This window comes from Oscillatoria sp. FACHB-1407, from assembly GCF_014697545.1.
Classification (GTDB): domain Bacteria; phylum Cyanobacteriota; class Cyanobacteriia; order Elainellales; family Elainellaceae; genus FACHB-1407.
On sequence record NZ_JACJSA010000001.1, the window covers coordinates 311,152 to 333,145 of the forward strand.

Sequence of the window (21,994 nt, forward strand, 5' to 3'; positions counted from 1 at the left end):
AAAATAATCATCCCTCTATTCAGTCGAGCCGCGGACTTCGATCGGATAGGCTCGAATTCATCCGCCAGGCTCTTAAACCGAACTGACGTTAATTAAGGTTGGGTTGCTCCACATTGCCGACAGTGTGGCAAATATTTATACGTTAATTCGTGGCAGGTGGGACACTCTGTATATTGGTCATAGCCACAATGGGGGCAATGATGATCCTGACGACGAATGCGTTTTGCGCATTTAATGCAACATGAATTTTGAACTCGATTAGCGGCTTGAATTTTGGGATTAAAGGCAAACCGTTGAAAGAACTTAATAATGCCAAAGCCCACCAGGGGAATCAGCAGAATGTAGAGGTAGCTGACTAAAAACAGCAACCCTCCTAACAATGTGCTGACGATATCCACCAGAAATTCAAAAACAGCCCCAATTTGCAGAAATTCAAAGGCTTTGAAAATCAGTGGAATAAAGAAGATCACTAACAAATGCCAACTGATTAGGGCGATTAACCCATGTCCTCGACGTTGGGCTCGGTTGTGAACAGCCCCCGTAATCAGAATCAGCGGCAACAAAAACAGTACTTGAAATGACAGTTGAATACTGGGATACCAGAAGGAAGCGCGATCGTACTGTGCTTGCAGGGTTTCAAACTGACCCTCATCCTTCAAAAAGTTGAGAAATGCCTGACTCTCAGGCTTATTGGCCAATTCTGTTTTGAGGGTGGCACTTTCAGCTTTTAGAGTAGCAATTTTGCGATCATTCTCCTCCAGGGTGGCTCGCACTCTCCCTGCTTCAACCGGGTTAATAGATTGTTCACGCGGTTGCCCAGCAATTTCTTCTAACAGGGTTGAGTCATATTGAGCCCGTAAATTGCGATTCGTATCCTCTAACGTTGCAATTTCAGTTTGCTTTTGATTCAGGGTGTTGATGATCTGCTGATTGTCAGGATTAACAATGGGGTCAGCGTAGTCAGCATAAGTTAGACAGACATCAGAAACACTGCCTAAATGCCCCACTTCGTATTCGGTATAGATCTGCCGAAGAGGGGGTTGAATTGTGCGATCGGTAATGGCGATCGCCTGTAAAGCATCGTAATCTTTCGTCTCGACCGTCTGAGTGCGATAGTCGTTCCAACTGGCATAGCAGGGGTAAACCTGTGAGGGACTCAGATGCCACTGGCTAATGTCGTTTAGCCCTGAGAAAACGTTGACCAGAATAAAAATATCAATCAGAACAATGACAATCAAGCTCACTTTGTTGAGTGGTTCGTTGTTGATTGTTCTGGATTTGCTAAAAAATTGCCTTAAAAGACGACGTATTCGGTTAAACATAGGGATTTAGCTAATACAGATGAGTAGCAGTTTCCCTGGTTGACTGACAAAAGTTCTAAAACCTCGATATTCTGGGCTGTGGCTGGCGAATGGAATTCGCGCCTGCCCGATTGAAGTCCACCTGCGTGGACTCAATGCATCAAGGTTCTCTGCAACCCGTGTCGGCGAGTTTTGCTCCGATAGCTGCGATTTCAATCGCCAAGCATAAAAGATTTGTCAGGCAGTCAGGTAGTTTCCTTATGCTATACCGCTTTGCAGGTTAAATTAGCAGAGGGCGATCGCTATTCAAACTGGCACATTTAGCAGGCTGTCATTTGTCATTCGCCATTTGTCATTCGCCATTTGTCATTCGCCATTTGTCATTTGTCATTTGTCGTTTGTCATTTGTCATTTGTCATTCGTCATTTGTCGTTTGTCATTTGTCGTTTGTCATTTGTCATTCGCATTCGTCAACAGACGTGAGCGAGACGCTCACACTCCCTTTAGGCAAATCGTTTCAACCCGTGCGAGCATCTTATCCCAATTCTAGAAATCACTATTACAGAGCACACCCCACCGCCTGCGGCACCTCCCCTTACTAGGTACTGTGATTCACAGATAGGGTTTGGAAATAAAACCAGGGGGGTATGGGGGCGTAGCCCCAGCCAGGGGTTCCACCCCTGCACCCCGTCCTAACCTTAGTGAGTACTGCTATAACTTAGGAATGGGAATTAAATAAGTTTGATACTGGGTAGGGGCGGGTTTTGTCGTCAAATCCATTGCAGGGCAGAGATTAGTCTGCTAAACCCGCCCGTACCGTTTGCGGATTTATTAAGTCCACAATCCTTAGCGTCGGGTCACAGAAACCGCCTGACGCATGAGATCAAAGTATTGCCTTGAAATGATCGGAGGGGTGAAATGTGTTTGCAAATAGTGTCGTCCGGATTGCCCCATCTGTTCTGCGAGTTGGCGATCGCCTCTGAGCAGTCGAATGAAACTTGCTAACCCAACTCCATTGCCATTTTCAAAAGTGGCACCACACTGAGCCTGTTTAATCAACGTGCTGAGATAGGAGCGATTGTCACAAATAGCGGCGATCGGTCGTCCACTGGCAAGAGCAGAATACAATTTGCTGGGGGCGACCAATCCCTCCATTTTGGAGTCAACACTGACCAGGGTCAAATCGCAGGCGGTCAGTGAGTAGGGCAGAATTTGCTTATCTTGATAAGGCAAAAATAAAACGTTGGTGAGGTTTTGTTGTTGCACGTAATCGAGACAAAATTGCCGTCTGCCACCATCTCCAATAAAAACAAATTTGATTGGTTCATCGCGCAACTCTTCGATCGCTGCCATGATGGTGTCAAGATCGTGACATCGTCCCATATTGCCGGAATAGAGGACGGTAAATTGATCCACCAGATCATGTTTCTGCGCAAACCAATTCGCTTCTTTTTCGAGGGGCACAATCCAACTCGGATCAGCCCAACTGTGAATCACATAAACCTTATCGGCTAATTCAGGACAGTGGTTAATCACACGATCCTTCATACTGGAGCTAAGTACGATAATGGCTTCTGCTTGTCGCCAAACCTGTTTGTTGATCCGTCGCCATAGTTTTGCTACCCAATGCTGTTCTGGGATGACACCCAGTTGAACAGCAATGTCAGGATATAGATCATAGAGCAAACAAATATAGCGTTGTTTGAACCATACCTTAGCGAAATAACCTAACAACGGTAGAAATGGGGGTGCAGTTGTCAACAATAAGATGTGACTTTGACGAATGTGAAACAGATGAAATAGAGCACGTAAAACAAATAGAATTCCGTTGATGGTCTTGCCGCGAATTCGTCGTGACCAAAAGCGAACAGTCCGCGATCGCCGCACGTTGACCTTGTCAACACACTCATTCATCGGAGCGGTGGTTTCTTGAAATGCGTATCCTGGTTGCCCTGTGAACACATCAACTGACATTCCTTGATTACTCAACAGACGTGCCAGTTCATCAATCAATTGCCCGGTAGGGGCATAGTCGGGTGGGAAGAATTGAGTGATAATTGACAAACGAATGGGATCTTTAGGAGCAACACTCGCTGCCGTTTTTGTTCCTAAAAACCATATTCTTCGTTGCGATAATTTCATTTGTATTTGGATTTGCTCAACAACAGGTAACACAACACAACCACCAAACAAGCGACTTCATCACTTGTTTGTTTGCAACCCTGTGGTGATGCAACTGACCCTGTAAATATCGCAAATCTTAGGAAATCCTAAGCGATGCTACTGATCGTTAAGGCGAGGTTATCTCAGTGAATCACAGTAACATTCAAAGCAAATTTGATACGTTCCGGAATGAATGACGCAGAATAAGCTGATTTTGTTGCCTCAAAATTATTACTTTATGATTTTTAGCTGGCATAAAATATTCTTTTTTCAACGTATTTTTAAATGCTGTCTTTAGTTCACATCAACTGGAATGTAACTTCTGATCAGAGTGAGTCATTCCTACTTTATTGTGTAACTTGGGATTGAAGCTAGCTCCTGTACGTCCCGTTGCAATCCACAAGAGCGATCGCCCAATATCTCGACTGACATGCAATAGCGTTTCGGGAGGTTGCTTGGAAGACATCGCAATCGGGGTGGTGAAAATACCGCGACTACCAAAGACAAAGAAGGCGATCGCCCTGGCTCGACGCATGTGGAAGTCAGATGTAATCAAATAAACGTGGCGAATGCCCTGGGTTTGAAAGTCATGAACCAGTGAGGTGAAGTTGGTCACTGTATCCACGGCGCGATAATCGAGATTGACGCGATCGAGAGGAATTCCTGCTTCCTCAAAGATTGCTTGAGCTTTGTCACGAGTCGAGCCAGTCGAAACCCAAACGGGTAGGGTGGGATTATTCTTAGCAAGTTCAGCCGCAAATTCTTCTCTATCTGGACTTCCACCTAATGTGAGAATCGCTTGAGGGTGAGGAAACTCAGATTGAGCAATCGCTAAATTAATTGCGATGCTACCACTCAAAACCAACAGTATTACCAGCAATATCAGGCTAATGCTAACGAGAATAAACCCTAGTTTGGGAAGGAGTTGTCTTTTGGGCATAGTGCCTTTATGGGCAAACTTCATCATCAAACAATTACCATACTGGCTTTAGGCTTATGTTTGATAATTTGTCTGTAGGCTTGAATTAATTTTTGAGCAGATTGTTCCCATGTATAGTGTTCAAAGATGAATTGACGAGCGCGATCGCCCATTTCCCCTGCTTCTTGAGGGTTAAGTAGGCATTCTGTTAAGGCATTGGCAATAGCATGAGCATCGATGTCTACAACATGAGCAACTCTGTTAATTGCAGCTTCAGGAAAATTGCACCCTGTCGTAATCACACACGGTAGTCCTGTTGCCATTCCTTCTAACACCGACATGCTAAACCCTTCAGAATAGGATGGCGCAACATAAAGGTTTGCAGCCGTTAAGGCAGAATACTTCAGGTTTCCTGTCAGCATTCCAGTAAAGGTGACTGCATCAAGACAATTAGCGTCAGCAAAATATTGTTTTGTTGTTTCTAAAAAGCCAATGCTGTCAGGTCCAGCAATAACAAGATGAACATCTGATATACGCTGACGAACAGTGGCAAACGCGGAGGCTAAAAGATCTAGCCCCTTCTTAGGATCAATTCGTCCTAGAAATAGAATGATTTTTTGATTTTGAAGGTGAGGATAGTTTTGGTAAAAAAAATCTGTGGAAACCAGAGGAGAGAAATCGGCTCGGTTAATTCCATTTGGCATTAACTGAATCGTTACGTCAGGGCATAGGGCAGCAATATTGCTCAACTCCCTGCTTGAAATACTATGGATAAAAGCTGCTCTCAACACATTTGAGCGTTCAATTAGCGAGTAATAAGCTTTCTTTTTCCAAGTTTTGTATTGCATCGCCCAAGGTTCTAACATTCCATGCGGGGAACTGACATAAGGAACGCTTTGGACTTGGCAAATCCAATGACAGATTGAAATTAAAGGGGAAAAAATAGTGTGAGTATGAACTACGTCATACTGTTTCACGTTTTTTATTAACCATGCTAATAAGCTTTGGCTCACAATGAAATCATTTCTATGCCAGCAAGGAAAATAGCAAACTCGGTAGGCATCCTGCTGAACCCAAGTGTGTAACGGAACATCTAAGCAGTCATGAACATCAGCATTGCTGGTAATTAAATCAATGGTTGCCCCAGACCAACCTAGCGCAGATATCAATTCAAGGATTGCTTTGGATGTACCTCCGTAGGTAGGACTAATGTAAGGAGAAATAAATAAAACGTTGGTGGATGATGTATTTTGCATTGGCTTAGTTAAAGAGTCCTAAGTTTAACAAGATGCTCAAACTCTTTTCTGCTGACAGCCTGTGCACAGTCTGTCAAAGCTTTTGCCCAGCTCTCAAGTGTGTAGTTTGAGATGATTTGTCGAGAATGCTTCCCCATTTGGATTCGTTGATCTTGAGATTGCATAGTTAAATCAACGATCGCCCCCACTAAACTCTGAGTATCCAATGGGTTAAAGACATAACCATTGATACCTGGAAACACTAAGTCTAAGACACAACCACAACGCTCAGATACCAAGATTGGAAGACCACAAGCCATTGCTTCATTGACCACCAACCCCCACGGTTCACTCACACTGGGAAGAATCAGAGCAGAGGCTAAACTATAGTAAGCTGGTAACTCATCAATCTGCTTAAATCCAGACCAAATAAGATTTTGCAATCCTAACTGATTAGCTTTTACTTTGAGAGTTACCTCCTGTTCTCCACCGCCTACTAAGACCAGTGACCAGGGAGGTAATCTTGTTTGATATTGGTAGAGTTTGAAGGCTTCTAATAGTCGCAATAGATTTTTTTCTTGGGCAAAGCGTCCGACATAAAGGAGGTAATTTTTCGGTAAGCCTAACTTTTGTCGCTCGTCTGCTTCATGTTGCAGGATTATTTGGGAGGCTTGACCGAAGTGATGATTATCTACCACGTCATATCCTCGCCATATTTTGTGCCTTGGAAACCCTAGAGTTTCTAAATAGTGAGAAGCACTTGCACCTGCCACGAAAGCAGCATCACAGTGTTTGCGAATCCAGTTTCCTTTGATGGTTTCTAATAGTAGATTGCGAGGGCGATCGCAGTATTGAGAGTCAGACAGAAGAATGACAGGAACTCGACGATGCTTTCCCCACTTAATGGCAGCTCGCATCGCCGGATGACTATAGCCTGCTACAACGAGGACGGTTGGCAGAGTTTTAGTTAAGTGATCGAGTAATCGGTTGATGAGATGAGTTGACGACAATGATTCTAATACCCCATCAGCGATTGTCGTGATAGGTATTGGGTAAGCATCAACAACCCACTGACGCTGCCGTTCTTGAGAGGTCAGTTGAATGAGATCAACAGACCCCGGATAAATCGAAGTTAATGCTTGAGCACGAGCTAGATGATAAGGACCACACTGAGTGTGAATAATAGCAATGGTATTCACAGGTCGATTAAAGTGCTGATTGAACGGACATTGACATATTCAGAAGCCTGTTCAGATATTGCAGGTTACTCAACCCAAACCCGGAAGCTATCGGCGAGAAGGAGGGGGTATTAAGGAGTCGTAAACTGGATAGTTTGAAGAAGGTAGCGATGCTTGTGAAGAACGCCTACCACCGCTATATCGCCAAATTAACCACGTAGCTCCGGTCATAAACAAAAACCGAAATGCCATTGCCTCTAATGTCTGCATCACTAAGTAGACTGAGAGTGCTGACATCAGGGTATAAACGGCAATCCATAACCCTCCACGAGTTAGGGCTTTTCGCCATGCCATGCCATATACCCAACCAATGCCAAATAAGACAGGAAATGAAATCCAGCAAAACTCTAGCCACATATCTGCAATTAATCCGGGTGCAGAGCCAACCGCACCAGACCAACCCAGAGTATTTTCAAAGGTTTCTCCCCCAGTTCCTAAATTTAATTCCAGGTTTGGGATGCCTAATATCGCGCTGGCATCCTCATACTTAGTGGGCCAGAGAAATCGAGGAATTGGACGAATAAAAAAGATGGTGAAGTATCGTCGTCCCCACAAATAAGCATCTGTGGCATCTGTGTTTAGAATGACTCCTCCACCATAGATGAATTCGTTGGCACTAGAAATTTCAGTAGCATAGCTGGAGGTGTTTCCAAACTGAAAATCTGAACCGAGGTAGATATTGCCCCGGTTAGACACTAGAAATAACATCAACATGCCAAGGGCAATCGCCCCACCAAACACTTGCAGCAAAGGGGGACGCTTAAATCGTACAAAGTACCAACCCACAACAGCAGCCGTCAAAATCATGGCGGTTGGTCCTCGCCGTGCCCCTAAAAAGCCATGCATCAGAAGAGGAGTAGCAAACACCGCGATCAAAATCCAGTCTTTAGAAGTCAACTTTTGTTGCAGTTGGCTTACCATCAACCAGAGCAACGCAGGTAATGTTAAGAGAATCGCTTCTCGAATATAGCCCGATTCACTCCACCCACCGCCATAAGCTCGACCATAGGCTATGCTTAATCCCCCTTGCCTCACAATGCCATAGGCAAATCCGATAATTCCTAGGAACCCACACACAATAGCACCCTGTTTGAGCCGTTTACGGACGACTGGAGATAAGCTCCAATTGTGCTGAAGTAAGGGATTAAACCGTGTTTTTTTACTGCCGAACAAGACCCCTAAACAGATACTAATGACCCCAATTAAATTGATGGTCTGTATATATTCCAGTTGAGAGGCAGACAAAAAAGTTTGTAAAAAATTAGCGTCTTCTTGTACTAGGCTGAAGGGGAGATAGCTGTATAAATAGAACAACATTAAACCCAAGTAAACCAACGGATGCAGTGTGTCACGACTTTGGCGATAAGCAACCCAAAGTGCTGTTAGAGCAACACATCCTGTGGCAACTATTAGACCTACAAAATAGTTAAGTGGCATGTCCTACACCCTTGGTTCTGCTTTACTAAGTGCGATTAACAAGCGTTCTTTATAGTGTTGCCAAGTAAATTCTTGAGCACGTTTTTTGGCATTCTGAGACATTCGCTCACGAAGCTGGCGATCGCCCACAATCTGCTCAATTTTGTCTGCTAATGCTTGTGCATCCCGAATGGGGACAATGAATCCTTCAACGCCATCACGAATGACCGCTCCACAATGGGTAGTCGTAATCACGGGAATGCCACAAGCTAATGCCTCAAGATGCACTAAGCCAAAACTATCGGACAATGTAGGTAGAACAAGAACATCAGCTTGACAGAATTCCGTATGAATTAATGATCGAGGTATCTGTCCTAGATAAGACGGGCCTTGAAAAATTGAATTTTCAACATCTACAAACCAAGGCCCTACAACTCGAACTTCACCTTGAAAGCCTCGCTTCGCCAGTAAACGTGTTGCCTCTGCCAAATAATGACTTCCTTTTAATAATCTGACTTGCCCTACAAATAAAACTCGACCCTGTTTAGGATTAACCGGAAGGTTTAACCATTCTTCACGAATTCCATAAGGTACTATCCAGAGTTTGGAGGGATCTGCTCCTAAGGCAACACTGCTATCAAAGCAATATTGAGAGGGTACTAGAATGCGATCGACCAAGTTCCACTTCTCGAGATCGCGCTCAATTCCTGCCTCAACAATCTCTGCTGTTTCGCCTTGAGGTTCAATGCCGGGGAACTGCTGCCGCTCCTCCAACAAAATCCGCCCTGTTGTAGCACTAATAATTAGCTCATGAACACAAAATAATCCTGCTTCTTTAGCCGCTTGAACAACTGGTAAATCATTATTGATGAAATTAGTGTAGAGTGCTGAAGCTTGAGCAAACTGATCTCGTTCAGCTTGTCTTAAAACAGCTTGCTCTGGATCAATGTGAACCCCCGGTAATCGATTTAGGGCAGATGCTGCCAGTGTTGTGAGGGGTTGATCACGAACTAGAGATTGAGGTAAGTCAGAGGGGAGTCTGCGCCCTAGCAAACGCTTGAATAGTTTTGGAGGATTTGACCAAGACTGGTCTAACCATCGCAACCATTTATGTTCTCCATGCAAGTCAGTGTAAAACGCTTTAAGCTGCTTGGTTTGAGCTAATAAAGCAGGGACAGCATAGTGCATTCGAGCACCTGCTTGTAACACTGCAAAGGTAAGTTTATCGCTGGAGATGGTCATAGGAAAATTCGTCTGATCCTTGCCAAAGTTGAATAAATTTGCGGACGGTCATACTCCAGGAAAAGTCTCCTGCTCGTGCTGCAATCCGCTGACGGAGTTCTGCATAACTGGCGGGATCGCGGATATAAAATTCCAGCAGGTCAGCAACCGTTTCAGGAGATGTTTCAGGTGCAAACAGATGCCCCAATCCTTCGGGTAATGTTGCAGGAATACCTCCCACTCGATGGGCGATCGCCGGAACTCCTAGTCTTAAACATTCCAGGTTAGAAATTCCAAATGCTTCCGCCTGGGAAAATAAACAGCCAAAATGGAAACTTCGCACCAGTTGCACATAGCCATCGAGGTTGGTGGATTTGTTGATAAAACCAACGGCTCGAATCGCAGGATGAGCAGGTAAGTCTTTTTTTGGTGGACCAACAACGATGACTTCGACCGTTAACCCCCGATGGATCAACCCATCAGCAATTTGCAGTACATAGAGCAGTCCTTTCCGTTGCCAATCTTTCCCTACAAACCCTAACCGCAACGGTTGCAATGGTGGAAAGGTAGCAAAGGGTTTGTCGATCGGGGGAAGTGCCGCTTCATTCAGGTTGGCACCTCCGGGAATCACATGCACTTTTTTGCCAGAAACCCCGTAATCTTCTACCACAGATTGTGCTGCCCATGGACTCATACAAATGACGCGATCGCACTGGTGAAAGTGTGCTTTCTCCTGTTCAAGGGCAGCCTGTTGAATAGCAGGGCTAACCTTTGCAGCCAACCCATAGGCATCAAAAATTTGTTTTGTGGTGGCATCTAAGTAATAGTTCACTCGCCAGTTAAATGCCCAGGGCATAGGAGGCAAGAGGGGAAAATGGCTGATCAATTCCGTTGGTTGATCTCCCAGTGAGACTTGAGCAAACAATGATTTGAGAAATGCGGTCGAATACTGAAAGCCTCCGTGATGCCCTGTGGTGAGTTGCTGCCAACCATTCCACACCAGACGTTGCAACTTCAGTTTTTCTGGGTTTAAGGGTAGCCCCTGATGGAGAAATCCTTGAGTTTTCCCAGCCTGGAGGAAGAAATAGGGAATGTTACTCCACGTATTGACTTGATTAGGATCTCCCACCAGTGTTAGTAACCGTTGCATTGACGTCATCATTCCACGTTGTGATTGAGCAGGAGGTTGTACCACTGTTGAGCGCAGGTTTGAATGGTATAGTGCTTAACGGCTCGGTTGTAGGCTCGGCGTCCCCAGGTTTTTTGTTCTTTAGGAAACCGAATCAATGTCTCGAATGCCTTTGCCATTGCGTCAGCGTCTTGAGGAGGCACCAGTATTCCAGCTTCCCCTTGGTTCAATACCTCCTGGCAAGCAGCAACTCGACTGGCAACAACGGGCAGTGAGGCAGCCATGGCTTCTACTAAAGCAATGCCAAATCCCTCATCTCGTGTGGTACTGAAGGCATAAATATCCATATGCCCCAAGAGTTCTGGCACGTCCGATCGCGCCCCCCAAAATTTCACATGATTCGTTAAATCCAAGGAGTTACATAGGGCTTCTAGGGCTTCCCGTTCTGATCCATCCCCAACTAGCCACAGTTCGATGTTCTTGCAGGTTTGAATCAACCGCCCAAAAGCCCGAATGACAGTCGCCTGATCTTTGATCGTATTTAACCGTGCAACCATGCCAATGATGGTCGTCGTTGATGATGCGCGACCCTTGCGTATCTGTTCTGCTCGTTGGGCAATGTCCTCAATATTGCATCCATTGGGAATTGGAAACGAGCCTTTTGGTAATGGCATCAGCTCAGTAAACATCTGATGGGCTGCATGGGAGCAACTGTAAATGGGCACCCTAAGCAACCACGACAGTGTAATTAATAGTTTCCATTTCCAGCGATCGCTATGCCCCAATTCCGGTGGTGGATTACCCGCATGGACGGCAACAACGGGCACTCCTGCTAATCGAGCCGCTAAAGCAACAAACACATGAAGTCCAAAGGGATACACTAGCACAGCTTGTGGATGCCATTGCTTGAAGCAGGTGTACAATGCCCAGATAAACTGAATTCGCGGATAGAGGAGCGTAGTTTGGTGGTGAATGGTTAGCCCTGGGACTGCCTGAAACAGAGACAGCATCTCTTGATATTGAGAGTCAACATTGAGTAATACATTTTGAACGTGAGATGGGGCGTGACGCAGCAGTTGCAAACAAAGGGTTTCGTTGCCACCAAACCGTAACCCGTTGATCACATGCACGATCACGGGTTGAGTAGATTTCTGGTTATTGATTAAGGAAGCAGCATCAGACACCGGGCATACTCCTGTGCCATGTGGGAGATAGTAAAGTCTCGCAGCACTTTTTCTCTAGCTTCCTTCGCCCGATGATGCGCTTTCTCCGGATCATTGATGACCTGTTGGATTGCCGTAGCCATCATGATCGGATCAGACGGAGGCACAAGTAGCCCTAACCTCCCCCCGTCCAGCACTTCCTCACAGGCGGGTACGTTTGTAGCCACAATCGGCACTCCGGCTGCCATCGCTTCCAGTAGAGCGATACCCAGCCCTTCGTCAGGTTTGGCAGAAAACACAAACACATCCAGCTTTTTCAATAGGTCAGGAATATCCCGCCGCATTCCCAGCAGATGAACACAATCCTCCACCTGTGCTGAGGCAATTAAGGTTTCATATTCCCTGCGTCGGCTCCCTTCGCCAATCAGCAACACCTGCACGGTTAAACCCTGATCTTTCAGTAATCGGGCAGCGCGAATTAAAGTGGGTTGATCCTTATGAATTTCCAGGCGGGCAACCATGCCGATGGTAAGCGATCGCTCTGCTTCGGGTCGCCAGGGGGAACGATCGCCCTGGGATAACCGTTCCAGCGGACACCCGTTATAGATGGTAATGGTTTCTGTTTCAGGTATGCCAAACCACTGGATGACTCCTGCCCGGACATAATGGCTACAACAAATCAATTTTTGGGTGACGGGTCGCCCTAACTGCATCAGCGTGCGGAATTTGTGAAAGGCTGTACCTGTCCAATGGGGTGGATAATTGCCCACATGAGCAGCAACAGCTTGAACTCCAGCCAGTCTTGCCCCCCACGCGATAAAACTATGCCACCCCAACGGCATGGATAGCACCGCATCGGGTTTGAACTGACGACACAGGCGATAGAAGTTCAACACAAGTTGGGCGTAGCGATGATAGCCGCGATCGCCCATATTTAAGCAAGTCATGGGGATGTTTAATGCTTGAAATTCTGGTAGGAGATCAACGGGCTGAGCATTCAGCGTGACGATGATGGGCTGAATACCTTGTTGTAACCAGCATTTCGCCATCTCCAGTACCAATACTGGGGTTCCTTCAGCACAAAGAGACGTGAGAACGACAAGAACTGTTTTGGAGTTCATTGGGAATTGTAGAACTGGACTTAAAGAACTGGATTTGAAGAACTGGCAGTTTTTACAATGGTTGATTTGAACTCTGCGGGTACTAAAAACAGCATTTTTGTAGTGATTCCTTTTAGAGTAGTAATCTCTATTTCGGTAAATCTAAGGATTTTCTCAACGTTGTATTCCATGTGCCAGTCAGGATAGTGCTCCATAATGCGGTACTATCCCCAATCCACTGGAAAACTCGGCGCATATCGTTATCAAGTCCAACGATCGCTAACCCTAGATTGCCGAAATATGAGGCTGCTTCAGAACCAATCAATCCGGCTGACCCAGAAACCAGGGTAATGCTCATGAATATCTCCTATCGCAACAAGTCCAAAATGTCCCAACCTGTTAACAAACGTACTAAAACTAATGGCAGTGGACGATAGAGCTGAATATCACTAAAACTAAACAGATAGAAACCAGGCGTTAAGATACAAGCAACGCTGACTACCGCTAATGCTCGATAACACAGAATGGCGGATTGACGATACAGAAGCCAAACCGCAATGGCGATCGCAGGAAAGTAAAAGGCGGTACTGCGGCTAATATCAGCAACGGTGATTGTAAAGTAACTTGCTAAAAGAACAGCTACTCCTAACCCAAGTCCAATCCAACGATAGGGCTTACGCCAAGCGATTCCTAACGCTAACCCTAAAACAACCCAAACCCAGCGATATCCCAAAAATAAACTGGTCAGAAAGACTGCCCAATTGATTTTCCACGGGTTCATGAGGACATCTAAAATACTGTTGTAAACAGCAGGTCGTTCAATGCCTTCTCCAATCCAACCAACGGTTAAAGCGTGACGAACTAGCACCACAATCACTAATCCCACCGCAAATCCAGCGATGGTCTTGAGCGAAGCCTGAATCCGTTTTGGCGGAGTGGGTTCAGTAGCGATATACCAGAGCAAAACAAATGGAATCGCTACGACAAACCGTTCATCGTTTAAGCTTCCCAAAACAGTCATTACTCCAGTGAGCCAAACATTTGGTGATAGCATCGTTACAGCGATCGCCAGATGCGTAATGGAATCAGGATGTCCCCAGTGAGTATTTGTCCACTGGGTCAGATGAGTGAGACTCAACGCTAAACTCGTTAATGCGGCTACGGTTGAGTTTGTTTGTCGTTGAACAACCACATACACGATCGCCAACGTTCCAATCAATGCTAGATAGGGCAACCCTGGTGTGGCTAATAGTGCTCTCCACGACCAGCGATCGCCATATAACCCCAAGCTATGAGCAATCACAGGAAGAGTAATTCGATACGCCAGAATCGGTTCGTGTAGATTGCGGGTGAGAGGGTTAGCACACATAGCAAGTAGATCGTCCCATCGACTGGGAGAATTATTGCTGTACATCACAAACAGGGGTGGAGCATAAAGAAATATAGAAATGATCCACGTACCCAAACTGACTAACAAAGCTGAGGGTAGAATACCTAATCGTCGGGTTAGGACATCGAATTTTGACAGACTCAACGCCAAGCATTTATCAAGTGTATGAGTGACAACGTTTTGCATGATTTGGTTGGTAGTCCTAATCCAGGGCTACTATTTGGTTTAACTGAATAGGTGTCATAAGAAAATGTGGCTTACCTGCTCTTCATGCAGGTGAATCCAACGGTAAATGTCAGTGAGGGTTTCTTTGGCGTCACGTTGCGGTTTCCAACCTGTTGCAGCCTGAACTTTTCTGGAATCGGTAATATAAATTGGAATGTCTCCCTGTCTGTTTTCCAACACGGCATCAATGGAGAGGGAATTGCCAGTAATGGCTTGACAGAGATGAGTAGTTTCTAATAGCGACAGAGAATGAGTTAATCCACCGCCAACGTTAAAGGTTTGCCCCTGGAGTCGATCCAGGTCTTGGATTTGAGTCATGAGCAGAGCGATTAGATCGTCTACATGTAGGAAGTCTCGAACTTGCTTACCTCGCCCACCAAAGCCGATATACTTCAACGATTGCTTGAAGTAATGAGCAATCATCCACAGCGCAAAGACCCCCTGATCCACCTTGCCCATCTGCCAGGGACCCGTAACCACGCCACAACGGTTGATTAAAGTCCGAATTCCATAGATTTCAGCATATTCAGCTATGAGCAACTCTGATGCAAGTTTCGTCGCCCCGTAGAGCGATCGATGTCCTTCCAGGGGAAAATCTTCTGCGATCCCTTCCTGGGATACACCCGCAAAATTGTGGGACTCTGCCAATTGCAACCGGGTTTCGGTTTCTACCCATTGCAACTGGCTGAGCGGTGTAATGGGATAGATCCGACTAGTGGAGAGAAAAATAAAATCGGCTTGGCTTTGACGAGCCAACTCTAAACAGTTGGCAGTGCCCACTAAGTTAGTTTGTAATACATACGCTGGAGATGTATATCCCGCTTGTACAGAAGGTTCTGCCGAGCACTCCACAATCAAATCCGGTTGTAGTAGGCGAACGTCTAAATCTTCGGGATTGCGAATGTCTCCATGAACGAACCGAATTCCCGCCTGCTTCAATCGATTCAGATTCAACTCCGAGCCTCGTCGTTTGAGGTTGTCAAGCGCAGTAATCTGCCAATCTGGATAGTATTTGGCTAAATTTAATCCCAAGGAACCGCCAATAAAGCCAGCTCCTCCGGTAATAAGAACGTTTCTTGACATTTAGACAACTCCTAGACGGCTTTTTAAGTAAAAGGTCTTGGTCAGCGTTTTGTAGCTCTGATAAACATTTGTCCACCCAGAAATCGCCAAAGAATCGGTAGCCTCAAATAAAGGCGAAGCATCCACGGAGCAGACGGTCTACCTTTCGTTGAAAAGGGTAAAAATTGCGGAATTAAGACATCGATTTCAAAATTTACGGCTCTTAATGCTTCCACTAAAGACAGATGAGTGATAGGTAATTGATGGTCGATAAAGTCGTAGTACTCTTTCATGGAGTACTTAAAATTGGGTTGAATGATCAGTAGCGACCCACCCAGAACCAGATGGTCAAAACAAAACTCCAAAACCTTAAACAATTCTTCTTTTGAAGCAAGATGTTCAAAGAAGTTTGAGATAAAGATGACGTCATATCGAGTTGCAATCAGATCATCATGGTCTACTTTCAAAATATTGATATTAAAAATCTCGATATCTGCATTTGCAAATAATTTTGCGTCAGGATTGAGATCAATCAAATGTTTGGAAGCTGCTTGCACATGGTTGAGGAACTCACAATAGCCACCACCAATATCAAGAACAGCACTGTCGATCTTGATGTACTGTTGTAGATAATCCCGAACTAGAACTTTCCACAAAACATTCTTAGCTCGCTGTTGGCTGGGGTCAAACCGATTGGCATAAAGTTCCTTGAGATAGCGATTGATGCTCATGCTTTCAGCTTCTCCGGATATTGCAAAGAGGGCTTCACGTAATCTCCCCGTGATAACAATTTCTCCAAAAGAATGTATAAGACGATAAATAAATAGCGACTTCCCATTTCTTTCAACTTAAGTTTGGAAATTCCTGTTTTTCGGTTGTGCCACGCAATCGGAACGATCGCGTAGGAATAACCCCGAACTATTGCCTTAAGGGGTAGCTCAACTGTGAGGTTGAAATGATGGGAAATTAAAGGAGTAACCCCTTGAATAACCTCCCGTCGGTATGCCTTGAAAGCATTGGTCGTATCGTTATACGGAATTCCCAAGAGAACTTGAATAAACAAATTCGCTAAACGATTCACAACTAACTTGTGCGAGGGATAATCAACTACTCGTCCACCCCGAATGAATCGAGAACCAAATACGCAATCGTAGCCTTCTCTTAATTTGTGGTAATAGCCCACAATATTTTCAGGAGGATCGGATGCATCTGCCATTGCAATTACAACTGCATCTCCCCGAAACCGTTCTAGCCCGCACCGCACCGCAAATCCAAATCCATTTGGATAGTGATTATTGACATAGCGAACATGCAGATTGTTTTCAGTCAATGCTTGTAAAATCGCTTCAGTGCGGTCACGGCTGTTATCATTAACCACCAAAATCTCAAAATCGATTTCCCACAGGGTTAAATGCTGACTGATCCGCTCAACCGTATCTTGAATGCATCCTTCTTCGTTGTAAGCAGGAATAACAACTGAAAGAAAAAATGGCTCTGAAGCACTACCCAACAGTGGATGATTGCTTTCCGGTACCCGTTGAGGAGTAGCAAAGGCTGGACTTAATCCTTCTGGAGGATACAGATCAACGGAACTAGATGAATCAGCATCATTGTCACGAAAGACTAAGCGATCGCTCAGAATATAGTTAATCACTGCATTTAAACCCACCCCAATTAAGGTGTTTAATGCATAACTCACTCCTAACCAATCGAGCAAAGGAAATACAAGAAAAATCCTCAACGCTAAAGCTGCCCCAGCAGATAGGTGATAGAGCGGAATTTGTTTGAATACGATCTCTTGAACCGTCCAAACTCCCCCAGTCCATACCCAAATCCGGTAGATGAAAAAGCTTACAATTAGGGATACTTCGATCGCAAGAATGTTTGCTACGTTTCTCAATAATGGAGTGTTAAAGCCTAACTTCTCAATCAACAGAGCAATCAGAATTAGATTGAAAAGCGCAGCAATACCTCCCCCTACAAGAAAACGAAGGAGCCGCTGATTTACTAGTTTTTTCATAGAACTAGGAATTAAGAACGATGAGAATCATCAAACACAAAAAATCAATCGGAATCAAGGTTGCTGATGCAGAAGTGCTGGTTGCAAACTCAGAACTCAATTGCTGTAATGTTCATTTCTCGTATAACCATTTGCTGTTAAAAAATCTAAGATTTCTAATGCAGATTTTCCACGCCGCTCTCATACACTTGGAGGCAACTTTAAAGTGGGATTGCTATAGAAACTAGTTATGTCAGTAGCGAAGAGCAATGTATACAGGTTCTCGCCCTTCACGATGCCGTTTCAAATGAAAGTTATACGGTTGCAAGTAAGACTGAATCTTTTCAGGTGTTGTATTAGGATGAATCTCTAAAATGATTGCTTTTACATTCTTCAACCATTCATTATTTTGAGACAATAAATCATCTTCGCTACCCTCGATATCGATTTTTAGTAGATCGATCTCTGACCAACCGATCTCTCGTAAGATTTCGGGAATTGTCTTTACTTCAACAACAACTGTTTGATCTAATTGATGCATAGGAGAACTTTCTAAAGCTGAGCAGGTAGGATCATCACCAAAACGTAGCTTTAATTGACCAGAGTTTGCGCCTATTGCACAATCGAACACTTTAGCAGGAACATGATTAACAGCTAGTGTTTGTGTTAGCAAGGGCTTATTACGAGGATCAGGCTCTACACAAATAAGCTCTGCTTGCGGAAACTGGCAAGACAAAGAAAGAGCACCTAATCCAATATTGGCACCTAAATCAATAATTCTTCTCGGTTCAAATGGTAAAACGTCTTTCAGGAAATACTCTTGGTCTAATAAAATTCCTTTTAACATCCCTTCATATGCAGGAGAAAGAGGAAGTTGAATGTTTCGGTCATAGAGCTTGAGTTCAACCGTTTTAACCTTTTGAGGTTGATTAAATCGTGCAGCCAATCTGCCCTGATAATGAAATCCTAAGTACCACCATCGAGGCAGATTTAGAGTAGTGAACTGACGATCTTCTTCTACGATTTGCCAAAATGCGTTCCAGCTTGATTGAATACTCATATCGTAAGGGTACAACTTGCTGATAGACTTTTCGATTAAAGGCTTATCAATCCGGAGAACATATCATCATTTCTCACGATTCTCTTGAGGACGAGCGACATACTCTTCCATATCTAAAGAAGATGTCACTGTTTGACCATCCCGTGATTCAATGATGTAGTTATGTTCAACCAATAAAGATAGAATTCGTTGACTCGCTGCTTCAGGGTCAGAAAAAGCAAATGGATGGAAGCCAAAATGAATGATTGGACGGATAGTAGCCAATGTAGCTTTTGCACCCATCAGTGTCAGTAACTCTGCCCCTTCAACGTCAATCTTGATGATGGCTGGCCTGAAAGCGTAGGTTGAACACAGAGCGTCAATGGTAGTTGTTTGCACTTGAATGAATATCTCTGGTAAAAGTTCCTGACTACGAGTTTGAGGAACATCTAGAATCGAGAAACCGCTACCAACAACATTGCTATCGTCCCCAAAAATCTTCAACTTTACAGTTTGATCCGTTTGGTCAGAGCAGGCAGCCGCAACTACAATTACCCGGTCAGAAAAGCCATTTCCTTCAACATGCTTTTCTAACAAATCTAAATTACCGGGTCCTGGTTCTACCGCAATTACTCGCCCCTTTTGACCGACTAAATATGCCATCTCCAGGGTCATTTGCCCCACATTAGCTCCGATATCCATCACATCCATGCCCGGTCGAATTACGGTTCTGAACCAACGAGCCGTTTCAACCTCTTGCTCCTGACCTCGCAGAGCAACGGATGGATGAAGTTTCCAGATCCGATCGTTTTGTTGTGCTTCTGCTAACCCAAGTTGACCATATCGCCAATCTAACAATCGTCGATAGAGCGATCGCGCCATCGATTTGATTGACTCAGGTAACGCATCAAACAACGGTCTTAATGTTGAATGCGCCGAAATTAAAGCATCAGGCATTAATGTGTCTCCAGACAAACTACTTCTGATTCAAAACGTCGTGATAGGCATTTAGATAACAATCCGTCATATGTTCTACACTAAATCGCCGTTCACAATCTGCTCGACAATCGGCTCGTTGAATTTGATTCAATTTACCGACCGCATCAATCAAATCCGCCTCATCATTGCAAAGAAATCCTGTAGTACCATGTAAAACCACTTCTGGTGTTGACGCTCTTTTTGTGGCAATGACAGGAGTTCCGCAAGCTAACGCTTCAGTCATGACAATGCCAAAAGGTTCATCCCATTGAATCGGAAACAGTAAAGCAGTTGCATTGCCCAGGAACGTTGCTTTTTGTTGATCATTGACCGAACCAATCCACTCAACTTGTTGACCTAAGTGAGGTTTGACTTGAGTTGCAAAATAGTCCTGTCCTCCTTCTTCATCTGAAATAGTCCCTGCTATTTTGAGTTTCATCCCTGTTGCTTGAGCAACCCGAATTGCCACATGCACCCCTTTATTTGCAGTTAATCGACCCAAAAAAGCCAAATACGGTTCCTCAACAGGTGTTTTAACAAAGGGATATTGTTTCAAATCAACTGCGTTATATACAGTCTCCCAGCATCCTGAAGCAATATGCTGTCGATGATGATCGCTAACACTAGTAAGCAATAAGTGTTGGCGACGCTGGGAAAGTAGCCATTTAACTTCCTGCTCTAAGATGGGATTCTCAAAGGTATTGACTATTGGATAAGACAGTTTTAACAGCGAAAAAAGATAATCAATTCTTCCAAAATTATGAATCACGTCTATGTTTTGAGCTGCTTTCAAGCTGAGAATTTGAAACCATATTTTCCTAGACGCTCTAGACCAATAAGAAGAATTATCAGGAGGGCGATGGGTGATGATTTGACCATAATTTTTTGAACCTGAAGCAGCTATAAGAGTAACGTGATGTCCCCGTCTTTGTAGTTCCTCACACAACAGAGCAACAATTCTTTCCGTTCCTCCGTAGTGAACAGGTGGCACAGGAATTTTGGCATCTGCGATAACCAAAATTTTCATTATTCGTTGTCCTTAAATCCCGAATGATATCTAAAGCTCTGATTTACTACTGATTCTCGATTTTGCAAATAGGCTGAGACATAACCTGACAACTTGCGACAAGGTTTTCCAATTCAATCCCCAGCAATCCTGCAAAACGACACCAAGTTGACGTTTCATGTAGAGAGATAAATGCAATAAACCAATCGAGTTGGCAATTAGGAATGCAACCAATACACCCATTAGCTCAAAGCGTTTCCCTAAAAACCATGCCGTTGAAAAGAAAATAGAAGACATGATGATGGCATTGATTGCAATAGGGCGAGGCTGATTTAATCCATACAAAGCGTTCACCACAAATTGTCTCAAGGCTGAAGGAATGTAAGCTACAAGTAAAACGATCGCTGGTAAAACAGCAGGCTTAAACTCCATGCCAAATAGAAACGGAATGATCCAGGGGGCGATCGCTCCTAAAGCAATACTGCCAAGGGTGATCAACAACATAATGTAGCGTAACCCCTTACCCAAAATCTCTCGTTGCTCTCCAGGATTCTCTCCTCCAGCCAACTTTGGAAAAATGACTGTTTGAAAACTCGTTACGATCGTATTAAGTCCTGAATTTGCAAATGTAAATGCCGCCGTGTATAACCCAATGGTTGTATCGTCCAATAATTTAACGATAATCAGCCGATCCATTTGTGCCGCCAGTGCGATCGGGATTGTAGCCATCATCAGGTGGCAACCTGTCAATATCAATCCCTTTGCTTCTTGAAGCGAGGGAAGCTTGAGGATATTTTTGACACTGAGTAATCTAATAGCACTAACAATAAAGGTTCCTAGCCAATTAATCCAAATGATATTGAAAACCGTTACTTCACCAATTGTCCATAGAATGAGTAACCCGATCAGATAGGTTACGTAAGGGATCAGACTCAGGACGTTATATCGTTTGATCTGAAATGTTCCATGATCAATTGCAACTAACATCACTCCGACAAAGTTGAAGGGCAGAAATGCCAGTAGATAATTTCTAGCTAACGGCAACCATTCAACTCGTTCAGAACCTAGTAAGACAGGGAGTAACGGATAAGTTAGCAGGAGTGCGATCGAAGAGAGCAACAACGCTAAAAAAATTGCAGTTGCAGTGAGCTGATGAATATCAGCCTTCGATTGACTCGCCCGTTGTGCAACAGCAGTATGAACATTCAAGAACCCAAAGGTAGCAATAATTTGGGGCCAAAATAGCACGACTGCTAGAGCACCTCGCCCTTCTGGAAGTAGTAACCGAGCCGAGAGAACACCCGTTGCCACATTACACAACAAGATAAGCCCGTTTGCAGCAAACGTTCCAAACCAAGCTTTAGCCAAGCTTTTAGTCATTTATGCTTCGTAACACCATTGTGCTGATAT

Annotated in this window: 19 protein-coding genes; all 19 read right to left on the reverse strand. The window is 44.4% G+C overall.

The genetic code is table 11. The features are described 5' to 3' along the window. Positions 1-92: 92 nt before the first annotated feature. The 19 genes from H6G89_RS01250 to H6G89_RS01340 all read right to left on the reverse strand — a co-directional run bounded on the left by H6G89_RS01250 (position 93) and on the right by H6G89_RS01340 (position 21,964). Complete coding sequence (locus H6G89_RS01250) at positions 93-1,322, reverse strand: hypothetical protein (RefSeq protein WP_190503362.1); 1,230 nt, start codon at positions 1,320-1,322, stop codon at positions 93-95. A gap of 825 nt (positions 1,323-2,147) precedes the next feature. Beyond that, on the reverse strand, positions 2,148-3,443 hold the full coding sequence (locus tag H6G89_RS01255) for a glycosyltransferase family 4 protein (protein WP_190503364.1): 1,296 nt from the start codon (positions 3,441-3,443) through the stop codon (positions 2,148-2,150). A gap of 325 nt (positions 3,444-3,768) precedes the next feature. After that, a complete protein-coding gene (locus H6G89_RS01260; protein ID WP_190503365.1) occupies positions 3,769-4,404 on the reverse strand; it encodes a YdcF family protein in 636 nt (211 codons plus the stop codon). A gap of 26 nt (positions 4,405-4,430) precedes the next feature. After that, positions 4,431-5,639: a glycosyltransferase gene (locus H6G89_RS01265; RefSeq protein ID WP_190503368.1), complete on the reverse strand. Its 1,209-nt coding sequence runs from the start codon at positions 5,637-5,639 to the stop codon at positions 4,431-4,433. Positions 5,640-5,647: 8 nt separating this feature from the next. Beyond that, the gene (locus tag H6G89_RS01270) at positions 5,648-6,817 is read right to left on the reverse strand and encodes a glycosyltransferase family 4 protein (protein WP_190503370.1); all 1,170 of its coding nucleotides are present in this window, start codon (positions 6,815-6,817) and stop codon (positions 5,648-5,650) included. An 87-nt stretch (positions 6,818-6,904) separates the two neighbouring features. Further along, a complete protein-coding gene (locus H6G89_RS01275; RefSeq protein ID WP_190503372.1) occupies positions 6,905-8,293 on the reverse strand; it encodes a hypothetical protein in 1,389 nt (462 codons plus the stop codon). Between the two features lie 3 nt (positions 8,294-8,296). Beyond that, entirely contained in the window at positions 8,297-9,514 is a 1,218-nt protein-coding gene (locus H6G89_RS01280) for a glycosyltransferase family 4 protein (protein WP_190503373.1), read from the reverse strand. Continuing rightward, positions 9,495-10,643, reverse strand: a complete 1,149-nt coding sequence (locus tag H6G89_RS01285; protein WP_190503375.1) for a glycosyltransferase family 4 protein — start codon at positions 10,641-10,643, stop codon at positions 9,495-9,497. Before H6G89_RS01285 ends, H6G89_RS01280 begins: the two co-directional genes overlap by 20 nt. An 8-nt stretch (positions 10,644-10,651) precedes the next feature. Further along, positions 10,652-11,806, reverse strand: coding sequence for a glycosyltransferase (locus H6G89_RS36180; protein WP_190503377.1), 1,155 nt, complete (start codon positions 11,804-11,806; stop codon positions 10,652-10,654). Continuing rightward, positions 11,785-12,906: a glycosyltransferase gene (locus tag H6G89_RS01295; RefSeq protein WP_190503379.1), complete on the reverse strand. Its 1,122-nt coding sequence runs from the start codon at positions 12,904-12,906 to the stop codon at positions 11,785-11,787. Before H6G89_RS01295 ends, H6G89_RS36180 begins: the two co-directional genes overlap by 22 nt. Positions 12,907-13,033: 127 nt before the next feature. Then, on the reverse strand, positions 13,034-13,243 hold the full coding sequence (locus tag H6G89_RS01300; RefSeq protein ID WP_190503381.1) for a hypothetical protein: 210 nt from the start codon (positions 13,241-13,243) through the stop codon (positions 13,034-13,036). Positions 13,244-13,252: 9 nt separating this feature from the next. Next, positions 13,253-14,299: a hypothetical protein gene (locus tag H6G89_RS01305; RefSeq protein ID WP_190503383.1), complete on the reverse strand. Its 1,047-nt coding sequence runs from the start codon at positions 14,297-14,299 to the stop codon at positions 13,253-13,255. A 216-nt stretch (positions 14,300-14,515) separates the two neighbouring features. Then, on the reverse strand, positions 14,516-15,583 hold the full coding sequence (locus H6G89_RS01310; protein WP_190503385.1) for an NAD-dependent epimerase/dehydratase family protein: 1,068 nt from the start codon (positions 15,581-15,583) through the stop codon (positions 14,516-14,518). Positions 15,584-15,624: 41 nt separating this feature from the next. Further along, the gene (locus H6G89_RS01315) at positions 15,625-16,293 is read right to left on the reverse strand and encodes a class I SAM-dependent methyltransferase (RefSeq protein ID WP_190503386.1); all 669 of its coding nucleotides are present in this window, start codon (positions 16,291-16,293) and stop codon (positions 15,625-15,627) included. Then, positions 16,290-17,582, reverse strand: coding sequence for a glycosyltransferase (locus tag H6G89_RS01320; protein WP_190503388.1), 1,293 nt, complete (start codon positions 17,580-17,582; stop codon positions 16,290-16,292). The genes H6G89_RS01315 and H6G89_RS01320 overlap by 4 nt, the downstream gene beginning before the upstream one ends. A gap of 232 nt (positions 17,583-17,814) precedes the next feature. Next, on the reverse strand, positions 17,815-18,621 hold the full coding sequence (locus H6G89_RS01325) for an FkbM family methyltransferase (RefSeq protein ID WP_190503390.1): 807 nt from the start codon (positions 18,619-18,621) through the stop codon (positions 17,815-17,817). 66 nt (positions 18,622-18,687) lie between these two features. After that, complete coding sequence (locus H6G89_RS01330) at positions 18,688-19,557, reverse strand: FkbM family methyltransferase (protein WP_190503392.1); 870 nt, start codon at positions 19,555-19,557, stop codon at positions 18,688-18,690. Positions 19,558-19,576: 19 nt separating this feature from the next. Next, complete coding sequence (locus H6G89_RS01335; protein ID WP_190503394.1) at positions 19,577-20,605, reverse strand: glycosyltransferase family 4 protein; 1,029 nt, start codon at positions 20,603-20,605, stop codon at positions 19,577-19,579. A gap of 30 nt (positions 20,606-20,635) precedes the next feature. After that, a complete protein-coding gene (locus tag H6G89_RS01340) occupies positions 20,636-21,964 on the reverse strand; it encodes a lipopolysaccharide biosynthesis protein (protein ID WP_190503396.1) in 1,329 nt (442 codons plus the stop codon). Positions 21,965-21,994: the final 30 nt, after the last annotated feature.